At 29.6% G+C, this 21,986-nt stretch carries 24 protein-coding genes; 6 read left to right on the top strand and 18 right to left on the bottom strand.

Features of this window, described 5'->3' with window-relative positions; translation table 11 throughout:
- Positions 1 to 104 precede the first annotated feature (104 nt).
- From AACQ14_RS20635 to AACQ14_RS20625, 3 genes are all read right to left on the bottom strand, one after another.
- Entirely contained in the window at positions 105 to 341 is a 237-nt protein-coding gene (locus AACQ14_RS20635; protein ID WP_339365471.1) for an SHOCT domain-containing protein, read from the bottom strand.
- Between the two features lie 14 nt (positions 342 to 355).
- Positions 356 to 529 (bottom strand): SHOCT domain-containing protein, encoded by a 174-nt coding sequence (locus AACQ14_RS20630; protein WP_339365470.1) that lies wholly within the window; start codon positions 527 to 529, stop codon positions 356 to 358.
- A gap of 102 nt (positions 530 to 631) precedes the next feature.
- Positions 632 to 1,444 (bottom strand): hypothetical protein, encoded by an 813-nt coding sequence (locus AACQ14_RS20625; protein WP_339365469.1) that lies wholly within the window; start codon positions 1,442 to 1,444, stop codon positions 632 to 634.
- Between the two features lie 312 nt (positions 1,445 to 1,756).
- Between AACQ14_RS20625 and AACQ14_RS20620 the strand changes: the two genes are divergently transcribed.
- The 5 genes from AACQ14_RS20620 to AACQ14_RS20600 all read left to right on the top strand — a co-directional run bounded on the left by AACQ14_RS20620 (position 1,757) and on the right by AACQ14_RS20600 (position 4,338).
- Entirely contained in the window at positions 1,757 to 2,230 is a 474-nt protein-coding gene (locus AACQ14_RS20620; RefSeq protein ID WP_339365468.1) for a spore coat protein, read from the top strand.
- Between the two features lie 187 nt (positions 2,231 to 2,417).
- The gene (locus tag AACQ14_RS20615) at positions 2,418 to 3,116 is read left to right on the top strand and encodes a DUF421 domain-containing protein (RefSeq protein ID WP_339365467.1); all 699 of its coding nucleotides are present in this window, start codon (positions 2,418 to 2,420) and stop codon (positions 3,114 to 3,116) included.
- A 1-nt stretch (position 3,117) separates the two neighbouring features.
- Positions 3,118 to 3,843, top strand: coding sequence for a DUF421 domain-containing protein (locus AACQ14_RS20610; protein WP_339365466.1), 726 nt, complete (start codon positions 3,118 to 3,120; stop codon positions 3,841 to 3,843).
- A gap of 71 nt (positions 3,844 to 3,914) precedes the next feature.
- Positions 3,915 to 4,115 (top strand): hypothetical protein, encoded by a 201-nt coding sequence (locus AACQ14_RS20605; protein ID WP_339365465.1) that lies wholly within the window; start codon positions 3,915 to 3,917, stop codon positions 4,113 to 4,115.
- Between the two features lie 34 nt (positions 4,116 to 4,149).
- A complete protein-coding gene (locus AACQ14_RS20600) occupies positions 4,150 to 4,338 on the top strand; it encodes a hypothetical protein (protein ID WP_339365464.1) in 189 nt (62 codons plus the stop codon).
- 293 nt (positions 4,339 to 4,631) lie between these two features.
- Here the strand turns inward: AACQ14_RS20600 and AACQ14_RS20595 are convergent, their stop codons facing one another.
- From AACQ14_RS20595 to AACQ14_RS20560, 8 genes are all read right to left on the bottom strand, one after another.
- Entirely contained in the window at positions 4,632 to 5,405 is a 774-nt protein-coding gene (locus AACQ14_RS20595) for an ABC transporter ATP-binding protein (protein WP_339365463.1), read from the bottom strand.
- Positions 5,405 to 6,439 (bottom strand): FecCD family ABC transporter permease, encoded by a 1,035-nt coding sequence (locus AACQ14_RS20590; protein ID WP_339365462.1) that lies wholly within the window; start codon positions 6,437 to 6,439, stop codon positions 5,405 to 5,407. The genes AACQ14_RS20595 and AACQ14_RS20590 overlap by 1 nt, the downstream gene beginning before the upstream one ends.
- 4 nt (positions 6,440 to 6,443) lie before the next feature.
- Complete coding sequence (locus AACQ14_RS20585) at positions 6,444 to 7,508, bottom strand: ABC transporter substrate-binding protein (protein WP_339365461.1); 1,065 nt, start codon at positions 7,506 to 7,508, stop codon at positions 6,444 to 6,446.
- 20 nt (positions 7,509 to 7,528) lie between these two features.
- Complete coding sequence (locus tag AACQ14_RS20580) at positions 7,529 to 7,978, bottom strand: MarR family winged helix-turn-helix transcriptional regulator (protein WP_339365460.1); 450 nt, start codon at positions 7,976 to 7,978, stop codon at positions 7,529 to 7,531.
- Between the two features lie 28 nt (positions 7,979 to 8,006).
- The gene (locus tag AACQ14_RS20575) at positions 8,007 to 9,002 is read right to left on the bottom strand and encodes a methyltransferase (protein ID WP_339365459.1); all 996 of its coding nucleotides are present in this window, start codon (positions 9,000 to 9,002) and stop codon (positions 8,007 to 8,009) included.
- A gap of 311 nt (positions 9,003 to 9,313) precedes the next feature.
- The gene (locus tag AACQ14_RS20570; protein ID WP_339365458.1) at positions 9,314 to 9,757 is read right to left on the bottom strand and encodes a MarR family winged helix-turn-helix transcriptional regulator; all 444 of its coding nucleotides are present in this window, start codon (positions 9,755 to 9,757) and stop codon (positions 9,314 to 9,316) included.
- 20 nt (positions 9,758 to 9,777) lie between these two features.
- Complete coding sequence (locus tag AACQ14_RS20565; protein ID WP_339365457.1) at positions 9,778 to 10,599, bottom strand: EFR1 family ferrodoxin; 822 nt, start codon at positions 10,597 to 10,599, stop codon at positions 9,778 to 9,780.
- Between the two features lie 329 nt (positions 10,600 to 10,928).
- Positions 10,929 to 13,028 (bottom strand): choice-of-anchor J domain-containing protein, encoded by a 2,100-nt coding sequence (locus AACQ14_RS20560; protein WP_339365456.1) that lies wholly within the window; start codon positions 13,026 to 13,028, stop codon positions 10,929 to 10,931.
- Between the two features lie 317 nt (positions 13,029 to 13,345).
- Between AACQ14_RS20560 and AACQ14_RS20555 the strand changes: the two genes are divergently transcribed.
- Complete coding sequence (locus AACQ14_RS20555) at positions 13,346 to 13,477, top strand: hypothetical protein (protein WP_339365455.1); 132 nt, start codon at positions 13,346 to 13,348, stop codon at positions 13,475 to 13,477.
- 105 nt (positions 13,478 to 13,582) lie between these two features.
- Here AACQ14_RS20555 and AACQ14_RS20550 read toward each other — a convergent pair whose 3' ends face one another.
- The 7 genes from AACQ14_RS20550 to AACQ14_RS20520 all read right to left on the bottom strand — a co-directional run bounded on the left by AACQ14_RS20550 (position 13,583) and on the right by AACQ14_RS20520 (position 21,958).
- Positions 13,583 to 14,863, bottom strand: coding sequence for a dihydroorotase (locus tag AACQ14_RS20550; protein WP_339365454.1), 1,281 nt, complete (start codon positions 14,861 to 14,863; stop codon positions 13,583 to 13,585).
- Complete coding sequence (locus tag AACQ14_RS20545; RefSeq protein WP_339365453.1) at positions 14,856 to 15,788, bottom strand: aspartate carbamoyltransferase catalytic subunit; 933 nt, start codon at positions 15,786 to 15,788, stop codon at positions 14,856 to 14,858. Before AACQ14_RS20545 ends, AACQ14_RS20550 begins: the two co-directional genes overlap by 8 nt.
- Positions 15,789 to 15,887: 99 nt before the next feature.
- Positions 15,888 to 17,504: a glycosyl hydrolase family 18 protein gene (locus AACQ14_RS20540; RefSeq protein ID WP_339365452.1), complete on the bottom strand. Its 1,617-nt coding sequence runs from the start codon at positions 17,502 to 17,504 to the stop codon at positions 15,888 to 15,890.
- Positions 17,505 to 17,707: 203 nt separating this feature from the next.
- On the bottom strand, positions 17,708 to 18,997 hold the full coding sequence (locus AACQ14_RS20535) for a uracil-xanthine permease family protein (RefSeq protein ID WP_339365451.1): 1,290 nt from the start codon (positions 18,995 to 18,997) through the stop codon (positions 17,708 to 17,710).
- 99 nt (positions 18,998 to 19,096) lie between these two features.
- Entirely contained in the window at positions 19,097 to 19,615 is a 519-nt protein-coding gene (gene pyrR, locus AACQ14_RS20530) for a bifunctional pyr operon transcriptional regulator/uracil phosphoribosyltransferase PyrR (RefSeq protein ID WP_339365450.1), read from the bottom strand.
- A gap of 261 nt (positions 19,616 to 19,876) precedes the next feature.
- Positions 19,877 to 20,620, bottom strand: a complete 744-nt coding sequence (locus AACQ14_RS20525; RefSeq protein ID WP_339365449.1) for an acyl-[acyl-carrier-protein] thioesterase — start codon at positions 20,618 to 20,620, stop codon at positions 19,877 to 19,879.
- Positions 20,621 to 20,779: 159 nt separating this feature from the next.
- Positions 20,780 to 21,958 carry a MalY/PatB family protein gene (locus AACQ14_RS20520; protein WP_339365448.1) on the bottom strand — a complete coding sequence of 393 codons (1,179 nt, stop codon included), beginning with the start codon at positions 21,956 to 21,958 and terminating at the stop codon, positions 20,780 to 20,782.
- Positions 21,959 to 21,986: the final 28 nt, after the last annotated feature.

Raw genomic sequence — 21,986 nt, 5'->3', positions numbered from 1 at the left:
ACTCACCTCTATAGTTTGATTAGTCAGTTTAACCGATAGTATAACATAACTAAACATTACAAAAATAGACCATTGTGATCTATTTTTGTAGTTAATAATAAATTTTATTTTTCTAAAACTCGTCTTCTTTCATTATATTCTTCTTGACTTATTTCACCAGATACATATTTCATGTTGAGTCGCTCTAAAGATTGATTGGACTTCTTGTGATTTGTTCTAAATAACTTATAAATTAAATATATTGCAAGAAGTATAATAATTAGAGTAATTCCCATTACCCAAGGGTTGCCAAAATTACTAAAACAATTATAACCGTTATAATAACGTCTACTGAACATCATATAAATACCCTCCTCTATTTATTAATTGTTTCTTTCATTTTTAGATAAGTTTCATCGTCTATCTCTCCATTTACATATCTATCTACTAATTTGGATTCTGCATTACTAATATTTGTAAATATTGATTCTTTTCCTTTGAAAAAGTAATAGATAATTAAACCAATTACAAACCAGCCTATTAACATCATATTTAATCATCCTTTCATTTTTTATAATATAAAATAACTATTAATTGCTGCAGATTATGAAATGTATTTTGTTAAAGTTAAAAATCTTATAAGAATTAATATTTATTTATAATGAGTTGATATAACCTCAATTAAATTCCCATGCCATTTATGATACCAAACTTCACCTGTATAATAATTAACACTTACCATTCCAACAGTTTCATCATCGTTAATAACATGGAATGTATAATAGCCATAGAATTCATGACCACCACTTTCAACTGTCAAATTAGAATCACTATTTTTGGCTAAATAATTAGTTGCTTTTTCTAAAGCTGTTTTTTCATCAATTCTCTTATCATTTTCAAAATTCGTGATGAAATCATAACCTCCCATCATGCCCATCATGCCATAACCATTACTTCCATGCATACCATATTTAGTATTCCACATCATGTTAGGACCATATTCAGGAAAAACATATCCTGTTACAGGATCAACTAATAATTCCATAGCCCCTTTCCCAGTATCTTCTTCAACTATTGAAAAATAGTACTCAGTATTAGAATAAACAAATATATCTTCAATTTTTAAGTTAGTATCATAGTCAGATATATATTTTTTAACATTATCTTCAAGAATTTCCATCGGCATAAGCTTACTCACATCATAGTCCTTAGACTGTATATTACCATTTCTATTTCCGCACACTCGACTGTTATTATAATCACCCATCATGCCATAACCATAATTATCACTTCTGTCATCATTATAACCACCCATCATACCGTAGCTTGAAATATCATTTCTATCATTGTTATCCCAACTTCTAGTACTCATTGCTAAACTTTTTGTATTAAATGTATACGCACTGAACCCTATCAAAACGAGTACAATCAATATACTTAATACCATCACTATCTTTCTTTTCATCTTAATTCCTCCTTGGTTTCTGTGATAGATACATTATAAGATTCAATTATGGCAGAAATATGATTAATGCTTTATTAAGATTTCCTTGAGGAATAAAAAAAGATTTGGTTCACTAAGGAATAGCTCTTTGATTCTAAAGCAAATGACTGATTATAATGCTTATAGCAAGAATCATTAATAATATTCTTATATCCTTTTTTTATTTTCTATCACTTTCTAAAATTCATATTGTTTTGTAATAAACTTACACAAATTATATATAATGCATATTTTTCAACTTATTGCTAAAACTACTCATAGGGAGGTGAAAATATGGGAATACAATTAACTCAAAAAGAAAGAATGCTTTTGGAAGATCAAAAGAAACAAGAAGATATTTGCGTCAAAAAATATAAAAGCTTTGCTGAACATGCTCAGGACAGTGAATTAAAAGAACTATTTAACAGGCTTGCATCAGAGGAACAACATCACTATGATATGGTTAATCAAATGCTTCAAGGCCAAGAACCTGATATGAGTCATAGTCAACAAGGTCAGCAGCCTCAATCAGCTGATAATCAAAACCAAGGTTTCCAAGGTGCAATGAGTAACCAAGGTGATGAAGTTCTTTGTAGTGATTTATTAGCAACTGAAAAATATGTGTCTGGCACTTATGATACAGCTGTTTTTGAAGCTGCTAATCCTATAGTAAGACAAGCAATCCAACATATCCAAAAAGATGAACAACAACATGGCCAGGATCTTTTTAACTATATGAATAGCCATGGTATGTATAATATTAAATAACCAGTCAAGTTTTCTTTTTATAAAAAATAACTGTTTGTAGTACAGTTATTTTTTATAAAATAAGAAAGTATAAATAAACTTCTAAATTTTAGCTGTAAGAACATATTTTTTTAGTTAGTTAATAATACTTTTAACACTATTTGGGGTAATTTATTTACCCATTCAAAAGAAATGGGGATGTAAATTGATGGATTGGAATACTTTCTGGGAGGGCGGAAAAACATTAAATACGCTTGAAGTATTTTTTAGAGTAACCCTTCTATATTTGACAATATTTACTATGACAAGAATATTAGGTCATCGCCAAGTTGGTATTGTGTCTGCTTTTAATTTTATAACACATGCTGGAATGGCTCACGTTGCCACTTCACGTATGGTGAATCCAAAATCATCATTAGTTGTAGCTATTGTCATTATTCTTATTTCTTATGGGTTAACTCTATTTCTATCTTGGATTGATTATAAGTTTCCTAAATTAGTAGGTAATTCACCTATACATTTAATGGAAAATGGTATTCTCTTAAGAAAGAATTTAAAAAAAGCATATATAACCATTGATGATTTGTTAGGTCAATTGAGATTAAAGGAAGCGAATAGCCTATCAAATGTTTCTGAAGTTGTTCTTGAACCCATGGGTGAAATAAGTGTTATAAAAAAGGGGAATGCGTTACAGATAATGCGAGGCCAATTAAAAATGTCTTCTCAGCCAACAGGTGTATCCTTGCTTATGATTTATGAAGGACATATTATTAGGCAACATATAGAAGCTATGAATTTAGACGAAAGTTGGTTAATACATGAAATTGAAAAAAAAGGATTTAACATTAAGAATGTCATGGTAGCTACATTAGAACCTTCAGGAAATATTCATGTGAGTGTGATGTAATATGAACCAATTAATTCAATATTTTCAACCTACGGAGCATCTTAGTCTTTTAGGTTTTATTATAAGAACTATTGTTTCGATGGTATTTATTTACTTTATGACCAGATTTCTTATGAAGAGAGCCGCTGGCCAATTTACATCCTTTGATTTTGTTTTCCTATGGATGCTAGGTGCATTAGCTGTTGCCCCTTTATTAGATGGCAAAATAGAATTTTCAACTACTATTTTGGCTACTGCATCATTATATTTTTGGCACTTTATAATCTCTTTTATAAGAGTAAAAAGTCGATTTCTAGCCCTAATTCTATCTGGGAAACCCATCATATTGATGGATAAAGGAATAATTATCGAAAAAAACATGCGTCGTACTTTTTTTAACAATGAATTATTATTATCGGAACTAAGATTAATACACTGTTATGATCTTAATGAACTTGAACAAGTAACATTAGAATTAAATGGGCATCTAAGTATAGTAAAAAAATCTCATTATAGTGTACCTACTGCAAAAGATTTTCAGATTCCAGTGCAGCCATCTACATTACCTACCATACTCATTAATAGAGGTGAAGTTTTATATAAAAACTTAATGCTTTTAGATCTAACAGAAAATTGGCTAATTAAAGAATTTCAAAAATATGGTATTGATGATTTATCCAATATCTATCTTGCAACAATTAATTCCAATGGGAAAATCTATTATTCAACGATGGTTATTCCAAGTTAGGTATGATATATTATTCATTAAAAAATAACCGATAATTATTGATCATCATATTGAAAAGGAGGATAAAATACATGTTAGTAGAACAAGAAATTCTAAATAATTCATTAAAAGACTTATTGTTTCGAGAAGAACTTCTAGCTAAAAAATATTCTGAATTAAAGAATGATATTACTGAACCACAACTTCAACAAATGATTCAAACCATGGAACAATCTTCTCGAAATAGATATAAACTAATCACTGAAAAAATGAACACATTGGGAATTAGTTAATTTAGAAAAACTAACTAAAAGAAGGATGATTATTGTGAAGAATATTGATAAACTTCAAGATGTTCTTGAAATGGAGATAACAGATTTTATGCATTATAATGAATATCTGGTACGTATAAATAAGCCAGAAATTAGGCAGTTACTTACACAATTACGTGATGAACATATGATGGAAATTACTGAACTTCAGCAGCAAATCCATGTTTTAATGGGTAATCAATAAAGATGACTTTTCGCTATAAATTATAATTTTTAGTATTAATATTAATAAAGCTTGCAAAATAGTTGTAGTAAAAAATCTATCTATTCTATTAAGCAAGCTTATAGCTTGCTTAATCAATACAACATTATTAGCCATAATTATTGCTCCAACTCCTACCACACTTACAAACTGTTGAATAATCCTACGGCTAGTATTCCAATAATACCTAGTACAGCAAGTTCAACGAATAACTTGCCCATGTTAAGTTCCAATAACACTTTTCTGTTTTCACTCATATAAACTTTCTCCTATCATTAAGTTCCTAAAAATACAAAAGATGGTACGTTTTTATCTTTATAATGCAAATCGATAAGCTTAGAATTAACATAAAAATATTCTTTCATTGTTTTTTCTGTCATTATGCTACTGATATCTCCACAGGTGTATTTATCCTTGCTTAATACTAAGCACTTATTTGCTATTTTCATAACATTATTAGGATAATGAGAATTAATTATAGTACTTATCTCCTTCTTTTTTGCCAATTTACTTATTGTATGTAATACCTTGAATTGATTATAAAAATCCAAATGGGATTCTGGTTCATCTAATATCAATAATTTTGGAAATGATGATAAGGCTTTGGCTATGAATACCATTTGTAGTTGTCCACCGCTTAATTCATTACAATATGAATTCCTTATGTGATAGATTCCTAATTCATTTAGAATGCTGTCTACTATATCATAATCCTCTTTTTTGGGCGATTGAAAATAATTATGGGTTCCATTTCTTCCAAATACAACTAGATCCTTTACTAAATATGAAAAAGGTAACTTCCTTGCTTGAGGTACATAACCAATGTCTTTAATGCGATTAGCATTAATTGTATTTTGTCCATTGAAGATACAAGTTCCTTTATCCCATTTTAAAATTCCAGCAATACATTTCAATAAAGTAGTCTTACCTATTCCATTACATCCCATGATTGCAAGAATCTCTCCTTCTTTAATGGAAAAACTGATATTTTTAAGTATTGGTTCATTTGGTTTATAAGAATAATAGCAATTCTTTAATTTTAAGAGCATTATATTTCACCTCTCTTATACATAAATAAAAAAGCAAAAATTGGAGCACCTATTAAAGCGGTCAATATACCTATAGGAATCTCGGAGGAACTAATATTCCTTGCTAAACAATCAACAATTATTAGAAAAACTGCTCCAGCAAAACCTGATAATGGTATTAGATAACCATGATTATAGCCAATTATCTTTCTACATATATGAGGAATTACTAAACCTATCCATCCAATAATACCTGCTACTGTCACTGTAGAAGAAACCATTACAGTACATAATATGATAATGATCCATCTCAGTCTCTTAGGATTAATCCCCATAGTAAATGCTTCATCATCACCTAAAGATAATATGTTAATCTTCCATCTAAGCATTGTTAAACCAATTAGCCCAATCAAAACAGGTATTATTATAATCTTAATTTGGTCATAAGAAGCATTAGAAAAGCTACCCATAAGCCAAAAAGTAATAGCTGGCAATTTTTCCTCTGTATCTGCAACATATTTTGTTATAGATATTAACGATGTAAATACAGAAGAAACTATGATTCCACTTAATATAATTGATAGAATCGAATGATCTTTTCTGCTTTTGGAAAATAAAAATACTAAACACATACTGGCAATTCCAAATAGAAAAGACAATAATTGTATGGTAATCAAATTGTTTGCTGTTAATATAATACCAAGTGCTGCACCAAATCCAGCACCGGATGAAACACCAAGTACGTCAGGACTAACTAATGGGTTTTGTAATAATCCTTGCATACAAGTTCCTGCTATAGCAATACAAGCACCTACTATTCCAGCTAGAATAATACGCGGTATTCTTATATCCCATATTATGTAAGATGAAATTTGTAATTCATCAGGTAAACTGCTGTTATTAATTTTGGCACTGAATATCTTAAAAATATCAATCGCAGATACATCATAACGACCTATCAATAAAGATATAACACTCACTATTATCAATAATATTACTACTATAAAAACTACATTCTTAAAAGATGCCGTATTGCTTTTTTCTTTTATTATCATTGTGTTATTTTCCTTTTACTTTTTTAGGTTTCAATATATCTTCAACTAATTCATCCTTTAATTCTATATCATATATTCTATTGTAATATCCTTTTAAGTAAGTAATAAAATCCTCTTTACTTAATGAATCAGGATAAGCTTTTGAAATAAGCCATAAAGGCATTATTGGAGAATCTGCACTTGGTGCTCCCCATGAATACGCTGCTTGTGGAATGTCAAAAATAGCTTTGTTTTTATGTGCCTGAATCAATGACCAATCTTGATTTGCTGCTTGATTATTGATAATAGATGCTGCAGGCATACCTAAAAATATAAAAACAATGTCAGGATTCCATTCATAGATTTGTTCCATACTTACTTCTTTACATCCTTCTATATCCTTAGCTACATTTACTATTCCTGCTTTATTGAAGAAATTATCTCCGTATGAGTTATTCCCACTTACGGTTATTTTTCCATTGATATAACTAAAAATATAGAGTCCTTTTTTCTTAGTAGAGTTATCTTTCAATAGTTCATTGACTTTATTATTGGATGTTTTCCACTCTTTTTCTATAGTGTTTTCACTAGTAACATTGAAAGCCTTTTCTAAATGTTTTTCCCATTCAATTGTCATAACTTCCGGGTCTCTATTTTTGCTAAACATCATATCAACAGATTCTACATCTAATTTGTCTAACTCATTCTTTTGGTTATCACCATAATAGAAAATGATATCAGGTGACAATTTTAATAGTTCTTCTGTATTAACAACAAATTCATTATTTATAAAAGAAGTGTTAATATTTTTAAAATCTGGATATAATTCATTTAAAACTTTTTCATTAGCTGTACTGAATGCTCTTGAATTAATGCCTACTACTTTACTATCTTTTGGCGATGCACTAAGATAAATTGAAAATATAGGTGGAGAAATTATAGTAACTCTAGTAACACCTTTGTCTTCTGTCCCTGCTTCTATATTATCTTTATTGACAGGTGTAGATACTTTATTAGCTGAACAGCCTGTTACGTGTATTAATACCAAACTTAATATTATAATAATGGTTCTCATTCTCAATGAGTTCATAAAAAAACCTCCTCTATTTATTAAAAATGATTATCTATTAAATTATTTGAGTATTTAAGAAATTTTTGAATCAAGTGCAATTCTTCATTGTTAAGACTATCTAGGAAGTCAAATAAAGCTTTATCAAAATCATTATGATATTGCTCGTGAAATTTATAAGCTTTTTCACCTTCTCTAGTTAAATATAATTTAGTTTTTTTCTTATCTTCTTCATCATTGACTTTTTTTATCAATGCTCTTTTTTCTAATTTTAATACTGTTTTATAGACAACAGCTCTAGTTATACCAAATTTTCTAGCCATTTCTGAGCTATAAATGCCAGGATTATCTCCAATCATTTTAATCATATGTATTTCGCCTCGATAAAATTTCATGTTTTCACTACCAAAATCTAAAACATTTGTTCTACCATTAGCTACTTTTTCTGTCATTGAAATAAAAGATTCTAAAACTTTGTTCTTGGCATTCATTTAACTTCTCCTTTTGCTCTTATAATGTTTATTTTTGGTAAACTTTTATGCTATGGTTACCACTTTTATCTTGTTTATATAATCTAAACCCACTAGCCATCATTGCATCTTGAATAACCTTATCAGGCAAAAGTAAGTCCAGACCATCCAAATGACTTGAGAGCCATCCTAATATCGTTTCAGAGGGTTCTAGATAATCTTCGCTGAATCCATGGGTAATTAAATATATTATACCATTTTTATTAAGAGCATCATATAGCTTTTTAATAAAATTATTTAAATGGTCTTTTGCAAAATCTATAATGCCTGAAGCAATTATTATATCATAACCATTTCCTATGTCATCCTTAATGAAATCTCCTTTTTGTACTGTTATTCTTGAATTTAGATTATTCTTAGAAACTAGATATTCTGCTACTACTGAAACTTTAGGTTCCTCAAAAATGACACCTTTTGCATTAGGGAAGGCTTTACATAATTCTATTCCCATAGCTCCTGAGCCACCACCTAGATCTAATATCTTACTAGGTTCAGTATCCTGATATATTTTATTCATAAGATTTATTAATGGTTCTATTCTCCATAGATAAATTTCAGGTATACATACCTTTGCTAATTTAGTGAAATCATAGACTTTCTGTCCTTGATTATGGTCGGCGATAATCTTATCTGGACCAAATTTTACCCTGTTCTCAATATTATCTAATGACATCATTTCATTTCTGAATAATATTGCATCTCCAATATAATATTCACTTGATTTTGATAGATAGAATTTCCCCTCCTCTGTATTGACATACTGATCCTGATGCTTTTCAATTAAATGTATTGATACTAGAGCATTCAGTAATAATTTCAAATTTCTTGGATTATACTTAGTTTTGTCAGCGATCTCTTCAATTGAAATTCTATTATCTAAACAAGAAAAAATGTCTAGTTTTAATGCTGAAAAAAATAATTGTGACTCTCTATGGTCAGTAACCATCTTGTAATATGTATTTGCCGTTAATTTTTTGTTATTCATTTTTCCACTCCTTTTTGTAATCCTAGCATACATTACTATAGTAGTATATAATTAAATGCATTGTATGTCAAGCATACAATGCATTTAAAATTATTATTTATCAAAACCTGTTATATAGATTTATTCATAAGTTCCTTTTTCAACTAGCTTTCCATCATTCAGAACAATAATTTGATCAGAACTTTTTATAGTAGTAGCATCAGGTTTTCCAAGTTTAATATTATTAAGGATTGTATCATTAAATAAATATACTTTCTAAAAAACTATATTTATATTCTTAAGAAGACTGTCACAACTATTTTTATTTAAAATTATGAAATTCTAGGTAAATGTTTTTCACATATACCAATAAGACCCAAGATACCCTCAACCTGTTCCTTGCTTAACCCCTTTAGATACTCTATTACTTTATCATTAAGTTCCTTATGAAATAATTCGTGATTTTTATAAGCTGTCTTACCTTTTTCAGTCAGTTTGAAAAGAACTTCTTTTTTGTTTGAGTCTCTCTTGTATTTTAATATTAATCCCTTTTTAATCAATTTTTCTGCTACTTGTGTTACTGCTCCATTTGTGATATCTAACTTTTTTGACAGTGTAGAAGCGTTGATATCTCCAACACCTATAGCATCAATAAAATGTATTTCTGAATGATAAAGTAACTGGTCAGTACCAAAGTTTTTTGGTTTTCTGTCATTATAATTTATTCTATATTGTACAGCGGACATTCTCTCAATTATTTCAATGTAATCTTGCATTTTGTCACCTCTAATTTATTTTAAATATATATTTTGCTTATCATTTTATTGATTCCATCTCTTGTTGTCTTATGGAATTCTAACTTTTGTTCCCAAGTATGGGATATATCGTTAGTATGTAAAACTTGTTCTGGACAATTAGCTATACATCTAAAGCATGCAATACAAGAATTAACATCAGCAATACCTTTTTGGGCATCCATGGCTTTTGTTGGACAGATGTTTTCACATAATCCACACATTGAACAGGTATCAGAATCTCTTGCAGGAAGTTTAGTAATTACATGAAAACGATATTTTTCAGCTTGGTCTAATTGCTCAGAACTATATAGTGGTTTAGTATATTCTATAGGTATATAAGGTTCATTATTGATAAATTTATTTATTGTTTTAACTGTATATTCTTTTGCTACGTTATAATCTGATTTATTAGGACGATTTTCTGCAGCAAGCCATCCACTGTAATTAAAAGTATGAGCACTTACAAATTCAGCTGATGAAACTAACTTGAAATTCTTTTCATCTAATAATTGTTTTATATAGTAATGTGCTGGATCCTTTCCGAATCCACCATATGTAAAGAATATAGAGCACTTTTTACCTTCACCATCCATTCTTTGTAACCATTCTCTACATATCCTGGGAGCTCTCATAGAATAAATAGGGAATCCAAAAAAGATACCATCATATTCACTGATTATTAAATCTCTTTGTCTACTTGAATAAGAAGTAATATCTAAACTAATAACATTTACATCAAGTTCTTTTAGTTTGTTTTTGATTACAGTTGCTATTTTTTTAGTGTTGCCGGTTGCCGAAAAAAATGCAATCAATAATTTCAAAATTCATTCCTCCTTCAAATTACTAAATAATATATTTTAGTAACTAAAACATTATCACCGTTATTGGAATTTGTCAATATATTTTAGTTGCTAAAATATATTTCTAAAATATATTTCATAGAGGATTTATGCTATTTTTAACCCTTATAATATATGTTCAATATATGAACATATATTTAAATATTAAGTATTGTCCTATATATACCTTGTATTATATAAAAAATCATAAATATCATTTAATAATTAACGTGTATGAAGCCTACCAACACTATTGCTTGTTGATAGGCTTCATTTGATAATAATACTTACTTATGAAAAAATATTATTCATTATCTTGTTTTGATTCCATTAAATAATTTACTGTAAATAATTTCATATGTGAAATCAACTGCTCCTTTTTTACCGATTGGTGCAGCATACCATACTATCATGTAAGTTGTACCATGTTGGAAGAAACAATTTAATTTTACAGAATCTTGCTCAGTTATATTGAATGGATCAAGGTTATGAATATTATATGATTCAAAGTGGAATATATCACCTTCATTACCAAATGATTTCTTGTTAATAAATGTAACACAATATTCTACTTTTAGATCTAATATTTCATCAATACTATTAAAACCTTCTAAAGAATTACAATCATGGTTATAACCTATTTCTTCAATCTGAACATTATCTATGAACCAACCTGATTCATTAGAAGCTGAATCTGTCATATAACGGAATGCAACTAATATCTCTTGACCAGCATATGGAGTTAAATCAAATTCTTCACTACCCCAAGCTGTATCTTGTCTTGAGAATCCAGGAAGATTTTCATATATTTGTGGTGCTTGTGAATTATAAGGGAATGTATCTGTATCAATAGTATTATCATTAGCTAGACTTGTCCAAGTCTGTCCTTCATCTGTTGAAACTTGAACCATACAAGCATCCCATAAAGGTTCAGCATCTACAAATGTGTCAAATTTCAATAATGGATTAACCGCATTAGATAAATCTGCTCTAAAGATTAATTGATTATCTATATTATCACCATTGTTACCCCAAAGTACTGTTCCTCTATTTTCTTTTGGGTCTTCCATTGCTTTCCAAGGATTTGGCATGAATTCAACACCATCAAATTTGATATTACGTATTCTCTTAGAATTATCTAATACTTTGTAATCAGCTCCCCAAGCAGGTACTCCATCTTTATCATACTCAAGTGCTGATTCAAAATTAACATTAACATCTATACTATCAAAATTATAAATATCACCACCAAAAAGGTCGGTATCTATCGCAGCAGCTATAGTAAATCTTCTAAATAATTCTTCAAAATCTATACCTGTATTAAATTGATTAAGAACTTCATTAGTACTTTCGATACCATGTGTTTCATTTTTAGCTAATGCTTGTATGAAATCCTGTCCGAAATGATCGTTCATATATAAAACGAATAAATAAGCTTGACCGTAGTCTGCTAACGTTTCTGGTCCTGTTGGAGCATCAACATGCTCATCCCATTCTATCAATGAATTCTCAGGATAATCCAAGAAAGCATTTACATGGCTCATTGGATGCATTTCAAAGCATAAGAATTCTGCAAAGTCAGACATACCTTCATTTAACCAAGTTGTTTCAGATGAATCATTATCATCATGAATTAAATGTTGGAATTCATGAGCTGTAGTTGGTAACCAATTACTATCTAATCTATGTTCCCAATCTTTTGCTGATATATTGATTATATTTCTATCAGTATATTCTTCATACATAGGTGAGTAGAATCCACCAATAATCAAAGGATATGTTTGATCGTAGTAATTCACATCTCTAAAGTTATCAACTAAAAGAATAACTCTTTCAACTCCATCTTGAGATACATAATAATCAGCTGGTAAGCCAACTTGTCCAGGAAGAGTTGCATTTATTCCAGTATGTGAATCATGCATTCCAAAGAAATCAGTATCTGCAGGATATACAGTTTCATCAAATACATCTTTCATATGATCAGCTTGAGCTTGAGTTATTACAGGGGCTTCTCTATCATCGATGTAATCTAAATTATCTGCTATCCATATTTCTACATTATTTCCAACACTTCTTAATGTATAAGTTTTAAGATAATATCCATTTTGTTCATCATATGATAGAAAATGCTTAGTTCCACCATTGAATGTAAAATTAGGATCATCAGCTTCTAGGGCAAATAAGCGAGTTTCTGCTAGATTCACAGTTCTTGCAAATTCTTTAATTTGATTAGCAACTTTTTGCTTATACTCATTATCTTTCTCGAATTCTCTAAGTTTTGGTCCGATGTCCATAAGATCTCCATATCTTGAAGTATCCCAACCATCTTCTGCATATACTTCGGGTACATTAAAAGCGAAAGTTAGACAAAATACAAGTGCCAATAATGATGTTAATACTTTTTTCTTCATAAAAAAACCTCCCTGTTTTTTGTTAGATAACCTGTATAAATATTCATATATCTATGATATTTCTTTCAATATTCAGACATGCCATCCACATTACTAGTATATAACATTTTATTGATTATTTCTACAATAATTGTTATGTTTTTGTTAATTAAAACAATTGTAAATAATCGCTATTATTAATAGTATTGTATTGGTATTTTAATCATATTTTAATATTCAGAATTAAATATATACAATATTAATTTAACTGTATAATAATAACAAAACTGTTTTATACTATTTATGTTTGATAATATTACATTTAGGAGGTAGCTATTATGAGATCATCTGGTCAAGAAAATGGTGAAAAAATCGAAAGAACTATAAAGAATAATGGTAAATATGATAATGATACCAACATTAAGAAAGAAAAATATGATAAAGAGTCTAAAGATAATAATATAAGGTAATTAATCCAATATATTATATAAAAAACTTGATATCTGTTACTAGGTTAAATTAAAAGCATTATATAATCTTGGATACTAATGATTATATAATGCTTCTAGTTTTACTTAATCTTCATTATAATTGTAATGTTTTCCTTGAATGATAGTATTTGTTATATCTACGTGAGTTTCATATCCATCATATACGGAGTATTTTGCTTTTGACAAAAACTTTTTGGAATTAATCACATCTTTGCTATTTACATCAATCATAACTAGATCAGCATCGTATCCAGGAGTGATTTTACCTTTATTAATACCCAATACGTTAGCAGGATTATATGACATTTTATTAACTAATTCTTGTAATGTCAAAATACCGTTTTGAACCAAATAAGTATATGATAGTTTAAATGCTGTTTCAAATGTTGACATGCCAAAGGAAGCAATATCAAATTCCAATAATTTTGAATCAATTGTGTTAGGTTTATGATCAGAACTGATTACATCAATTGCACCGTCTTTCAATCCGCTAATTATACCCTCAATATCTTCCTTAGTTCTAAGAGGAGGACTGATTTTAGCAAAGGTATTATAGTTATCTACATTGGATTCATCCAATATAAAGTATCTAGGAGAAGTTTCCGCTGTAATACTAATCCCTTTATCTTTTGCGAGTCTAATTAATTCAACAGACTCTTTTGATGAAACATGTGTGACGTGTAAGTTAATACCATACTCTTTAGCCAAAAATATGTTTCTTGCTAGATGAATTGTCTCTGCTACTACAGGAAAACCTTTTAATCCAAGCTTTGTAGCCATATAGCCTTCATTGATACCACTTTTATTGGAAATACTAGTATCTTCACAATGCATTATTATGGGCATATCAAACATACTTGCATAGCGAAATATTTTTTTTACAACGCTATTATCTTGTATTGGAACATCACCATCTGATAATGCTACTATACCTGATAGCTGCATTTCACCATATTCAGTAAGTTCTGTCCCTCTACATTCTTTTGTCAAGCTTCCATAAGGAAATAAATGTGTAACTGCATCAATTTCTGATTTTGTTTTTATATATTCAACTACTGTTTTATTATCTATACTTGGTAATGTATTAGGACTACAAGTTATACTTGTAAATCCGCCTCTCGCAGCACTTAATGAAGCTGTTACAAGGCTTTCTCTATATTCATAGCCCGGCTCACATATATCACAATGCATATCAATAAGTCCTGGAATAATAATCTTATCTGTAGCATCTATAGTGTAATAACCATCTATATTAATGTTAGGCATCACTTCACTTATTTTACCACCATCTATTAATATATCTGTATTCAACAATGTTCCTTCAGATGTAACAATTTTTCCATTTTTTATAAGTAAGTTATACATTAAAATTCACCCCGCACTTAGATAATACATGAAATAATGCCATTCTAACAGCGACTCCATTAATTTGCTGCCTATTTATTATAGAATTATCTCCATCTATAACCTCTGAAGAGATTTCTATGCCTCTATTTATAGGTCCTGGGTGCATAACAATTACATCTTTCTTAGCATATTGCAAGCGATTGACATCTAATTTAAATAACCTCATATATTCATTTATTGATGGTAACAGATTATCTTCTTGTCTTTCATTTTGAATTTTGAGGGTCATGATTACATCTGCATCAATTATTGCTTCTGTAGTATTATTGTGAACTTCTACATTATCTCCAATGTTACTAGGTATAAGTGTAGGTGGTCCAGCGATTCTTACTTTTGCACCAAGTTTAGTTAGTCCCCATATGTTACTTCTTGCTACTCGATTGTGCATGATGTCTCCTATTATGGCCACCTTCAATCCATGAAATTTATTTTTGATCTCATAGATTGATAGCAAATCCACTAATGACTGGCTAGGATTTTCATTTCTGCCATCACCTGCATTAATTACAGAAGCATTTACATACTTAGTAAGGTAATGTGGTCCTCCAGACAAAGGATGTCTTATGACAATGAAATCAGCTCCAATCTGGTCTACTGATCTGCCAAGATCCTTCAGTGATTCACCTCTATATAATTCCTTAGATGTAGTGAGATTAATAACTTTAGCATTTAAATTTTGAGCTGCAAGTTCAAAAGATAACCTGGAACGAGATTGTTCTTCGTAATATAATGTTGCAACTGTTTTTCCTTTCAATAAAGGGGTTGTAGTGAATTTATTGGATTCTATAGTATATTTCATTTTTTGTGCTGAGTTGAGTATATAGTGAATCTCATCACATGATAAGGATTTCAAATCTAGAAAATGTTTAATATTAAGTAACATTTTGGTACCTCCAAGGGTGATTAATAAAATATATTGTATACCACTATTTGAATTAAATCAATAGCAAACATAAATATTAACATAACTATTACCAGAATATTACTCTATATAAATTGAGATCCTATTAAGAACACAAGCCATTTGAGCCCTTGTTACAGTATCTCTAGGTCTGAATGTATTCTCATCATATCCTTTTAATATACCAGCAGAATTCAATGCTATTATAGCCTCATATGACCAACTATCCGGACTTATATCCCTAAAGTTGTTATCTGTCTTTTGTTTATCAATATTTGTTTCTAATAGATTGTATAGCATTTTAGCCAGTTCTTCTCTAGTTATTGTACTGTCTGCATCAAAGATTTTTTTATCTTTGCCATTTATTATGTTATATTTATAAGCAGTTTCTATTTCTGATTTTGCCCAGTATGAATCTGGCACATCAACAAAATATGAGGAGGTAGAATCTAAATCAATATCAAGTGCTCTAATAAGAGTAACTGCCGCTTGTGCCCTAGTTAAACTATTATCAGGACAAAATAGTGTGGTGGATGTACCTAACATCCAATCTTTTTCATAGATAGTAGATATGTCTTTTTTTGCCCAATGATTAGATATATCCCTAAAATAATTGCCGTTTAACCAGGATATGTAATATTTCCATATTTCTTTGTTTTCTTGACCTAAACTCCAGCTCCCTGTACCTTTTAGATTATACTTACTTACTAGTTTCAATTTCTCTTTGATAGTATAGTCATCGTCATACCATATTTCATAATTACCTTCAGTCACTGGTACACCCCAGCTATATAGATTCTTCTTTTCATCAGAAGTATTAACGGTAAATGTAGCTTTCATGCTTTTGGATTCTTTATCATAGATGATGCTTCCATTATAATATGCTACCAAAGATTCAATAGTTCCAGCAGTAACTCCTTTTCCAAGAATCTTATTATCTTTATCAGAATCGTCCATATCATTTATATTCCATATTCTTCCGTAAAAAGGTATACCTAATACTATTTTTTCTGATGGTACACCTATATTAATAGCATATTCAATAGAATTCTCTACGAATGACATACTTGCTACTGGCCCTGGTTTACTTCCTCTATAACTTTCATCATAAGCCATTATCATTAGATAATCTGCATAAGCAGCTAATGTTTTATAATCATACATACCTTGCCACCCTTTAGATGAACCATAAGGGTTAGCTGCTACGGATATAGATAACTCTTTATTACTATCAAGCTTTTCTCTTAGCAAACAGATAAATTTTGTAAATTGTTCTCTGCTTTGTTCATTCAACCCTTCAATATCAACGTTAATTCCATCAAAATTATAGGTTTCTATTATTTGATTAATTTCAGTTGTTACATTTTCCATATCTGCTAATGCAAGTTCGCCAGCTTCTCTATTCCAGTGATTACTTAAAAAAGGAGTAACCTTCATACCTTTATCATGAATGGTCTTTATGAAATCAGTATCAATGTTATTTGTTTCAATATGTCCCTCACTATTTATGTCTATGTAATTAGGTGATACACTGTCCAGAGATTCTTCAGTATCATTAACATAGTTTATGTAGGATTTAGGGCTACCGAAATGTAAGTATGACATATTGAATCTATCTGTAGTGTAGACAGATGTTGTTGTAACTGTTAATAATGCAGTAAATAAAATTATACCCAAAACTATTTTAATAATTTTCATTAGTTAATTAGATTCCTTTCTGTAATTTTCATTGGTATCATATTAAAAATTAAGTTCAATATATATATGAATATTTTAACAGATTTTTAGTAGTTTTTGTCTAAGAAAATTTAACCATAATAAAAATATTCCATTTTATATAATAATTTTCTTCTGAATCTAAAAAAGCCCCCATAAAGGGACTCTTGATAATCTATGTTCAATCATATACCTTTTGGTAAAACAAGGTTTAAAATGACTCCAATAAGAGCTGCTATAGCTAATCCTGATATTGTCAATGAATTAACTAGAGGAAAACTATCAACACCAATACCAACAACTAAAACAATTGCAGATATCAATAAGTTTCTACTGTGAGTAAAATCAAGATTAGAAGAAATTAATATTCTAACACCTACACTTGCTATCATACCAAATAATATGATACTTATACCACCCATAACTGGTCCAGGTATAGTTCTTATAACTGCTCCGAATTTACCGATCATACTTAAAAATATAGCTATTACTGCTGCAATTCTTAAGATAGCAGGATTATATACTTTTGTTACAGCTAAAACACCAGTATTCTCACTATATGTAGTATTAGCAGGAGCTCCCACTAAACCAGCAAATACAGTTGCCACACCATCACCTAGCATAGTTCTATGGATACCAGGATCTTCTAAGAAGTTCTTACCAACAACAGCTCCATTAGTAGTTATATCTCCTATATGTTCAATAAATACGACTAGGGCAATTGGGGCTATAGCTATGATTCCTGACATTGTGAAAGATGGTAATGTTAATATCTGTTCTGTTATATGAGAATCACTAACAGAGAACCATGCTGCATTAGTTATCGCGGTTGTATCTAATAATCTAAAAGGGATACATAATAAATAACCGATTGTTACTGATATTAGTATAGGTACCATCTTGAAAAAGCCTTTAGCGAATATTGATACAACAACCATTGTTAATACAACTATTGTTGCAATGAATGCATGTGTACCGTTAAATGCTCTATCACCATTATCATTAATTACTGGGAAGAATGCACTGTTAGTTGCAACAGTACATAATCTAAGTCCTATTACAATAATCATTGGTCCAGTTACAATTGGCGGAAATAATTTTTTGATTTTATCTACTCCCACAAAGTAAATTATGATAGCCATAGTTACATATACTAAACCAGCTACTATAATTCCTCCTTTTACTAGAGAAAGATTATGTAAATATTCTGCTCTTGGCATCTTAGATACATCATCCAGCTGATTAGGATTGAGAGTTAAAGAAATTGCTCCTATAAATGCAAAACTTGAACCTAAGAAAACAGGTACTTTTCCTTTTGCACATAAGTGAAATAAAAGTGTTCCTACACCAGCTGCAAATAAGGCAATAGCTGGGTCAAGTCCTGTTAAAATTGGTACTAAGACTGTTGCTCCGAACATTGCTAAAACATGCTGTAAACCTAAAATTAGTTTTTTGCCTGTTGATATGTTCTCCATAATAAAATTTACCTCCTATTTTGAAATAGATATAAGTTATATTTAGCTAGAAAACTAGACTACTTGATATTTGGTACACACTTTTTAATATGGAAATCTTTAAATTATTTGAACAGTATCTTCGCCATCAACTTCTAATAACTTAACACGAACTACTTCATTCTTTGATGTAGGTATGTTCTTGCCTATATAATCAGGTGTTAAAGGTAATTCTCTGTGACCTCTATCTATTAATGATGCAAATTGAATCTTATTAGGTCTACCTGTATCTATCACTGCTTCAATAGCAGATCTACAAGTTCTACCTGTATAGATGACATCATCAACTAATATAACATCTTTACCTGATACATCAAAATCTAAAGGATTGTTTATTACAGGTTGAGGAGTTTTCTTTTGTAAATCATCTCTATAGAAAGTAATGTCAATTGTTCCTACAGGAACTTCTACTCCTTCAAATGTTTTGATTTTGTGCGCAATCCTGTTCGCCAAAGGAACACCTCTAGTTTTAATACCTAGAATAACAACATTCTCTACACCTTTATTTTTTTCAATAATTTCGTGAGATATACGTGTTAGCGCCCTTCCAATAGCTTTGTCGTCCATTAATACTTTCATAAGTTCACCTCAAAATATTAATATTTTTATAGCTTGCAAATAACATATTATAAAAATCCGACATATGATAGTCAAATTTTTACATTAAAAAAGGCTTCAAGATACATTCAAGAAGCCATAGTTTACATAACTATGTTACGGTAAAACTTCTTACTAGCATCTCTGTACTAATTTAAAGAAATCTTATTATTTAATTCTATAATAATCTATCACATTTTTTGATAAATGTCTACTCTTTTTTTATTTTATTATGTTTATCTTTTATTTCTTGTTGGTCCATTTGATTAATGCTTGAAAATATTTCTTTCTATTGTCTCTATCTACACCTTCAACATAATAATTATCTGCTTCTTTATTGTAGCCTTTATGTAGTTCAATAGTTTGTCCATATTTACATTGGCTCAAAAAATTTATTTGTAGAATTTTAGGTTGTTGATTTAGATAATATTTTTCACAAAAACTATCTAAAACCATTTCAACATATCTAACGTTGTTGACATGGTTATTAATATCAATGTCACAGTAACTGATATTTTTATCAAACACATGTTCTTTATTACCAACATCAAATATCTTACCCGGTACTTCTTTTACAGCATGTTCGTTTTCTAAATTTTCTATTGTTCCATTAAGTATTTTAGGACGTTGTGGCCTCATCTTTTTCCAATCAACTATTACCCAATTAGTTGTAACATTAGCTATTACTTTATCAGATGAATATACTTTGAAATCCCTTAACACAAATATTTTGTCAGTACCTTTAGTCCATGTTTTAACTGTAACCGTATCACCTAATTTGGGGTATTCTAATACATCAATATAGGCTCTGGATAAAATCCAAAATAGTCCCTCTTCTGTCATTTCTTTTACGCCATAACTTTGACTGTGGGCATGGTTTATAGCACATTCCTGCATATAATTAAATATAGTACTCATCTTAATCCTATTTTCAAAATCAACTGCATAAGTTCCTAATCTAAAAGATTCTGTTCCTATTTTACTCATATATCTTATCACCCTTATAATTAAAAATTGTTAATCTTATAACATATTGTTTATTATATCACTATCCAATTACAATGTCTAAAAATAATTTTTCTAGGTGATATTTGATATAAAAGGTATTAAAATATACTTTTAGATTCTTAAAATCTATTATAAACTTTAATTATTAATGGCTGAACATATTCTATCTAAAGCTTCTTTTAATATTGCACGTGGACATGCAAAATTGACTCTCATAAATCCTGAACCATTATCTCCAAACCAGTTTCCGCTATCCAGAGCAACTTTAGCTTGATGAAATATCAGATCTTCAAGTTTTTTATTATCTTTTTCTATTAACCTAAAATCCAACCATGCCAAATATGTTGCTTGTGGGCGTATTAATCTTACATCTTTCATATTATTAATTAGGTAGTTCTCCATAAAATTAAGATTGTCCTCTAAATAAAGCAATAATTGTTCTAGCCAGTCTTCACCTTCATTATAAGCAGCTTTTAGTGCAGCTATACTCATGGGATTATGTCCTGATATAGAGTTTTTAATTAAAATGTGCTTATATTTATCTCTAATCTCTTTGCTTCTAATTATTATATGAGATGTTTCTAGTCCAGGTATATTAAATGTTTTGCTAGGAGCAGTACAAATTATTGAGTTATCAGCAAACTCTTCGTTAATGTTAGCAAAAACTGTATGTTCATTATTTCCTAGAATCAAATCATTATGGATTTCATCAGAAACAACTAGAACATTATTCTCTATGCATATTTTTCCAATCTTCACTAATTCTTCTTTTGTCCATACCCTACCAACTGGATTATGTGGGCTGCACAAAATGAATATTTTAACTTTCTCATCTTTTGCTTTTTCTTCAAAATCTTTGAAATCAATATTATATTTTTCACCGTCATATATTAAAGGGTTGTCCACTACTTTGCAATCATTATTTATGATGGATTTCTTGAAAGGATAGTATACAGGGGTTTGAATAATCACTTTATCACCAGTTGAACAAAAGGCTTGTATTATGTAATTTATAGCTGGAACAATGCCTGGTGTATATACTATGCTATCTTTTTCTACATTCCAATTATGTCTTTTCTTTTGCCAGTTAATAACTGAAGCATAATATTCATCTAACCTAACACTATAACCATATATACCGTGTTTAGCTCTTTCAACTATTGTATCAATTATTGGTTGGGGAGTTTTGAAGTCCATGTCTGCAACCCAGAGTGGCAACATATCTTCTTCTCCAAAATACTCTTTTAGCTTTTCTGGCTCCCACTTTAGAGAATTAGTTCCTTTTCTATCTATTATAGTATCAAAGTTATATTTCATATGAATCTCCTCCTTTTGAAACTTTAAA

Source organism: Vallitalea maricola, assembly GCF_036985595.1.
In the GTDB taxonomy this organism is placed as follows: domain Bacteria; phylum Bacillota; class Clostridia; order Lachnospirales; family Vallitaleaceae; genus Vallitalea; species Vallitalea maricola.
Note: the sequence above shows the minus strand (reverse complement) of the source record. Positions and strands in the feature narration are given on the sequence as shown.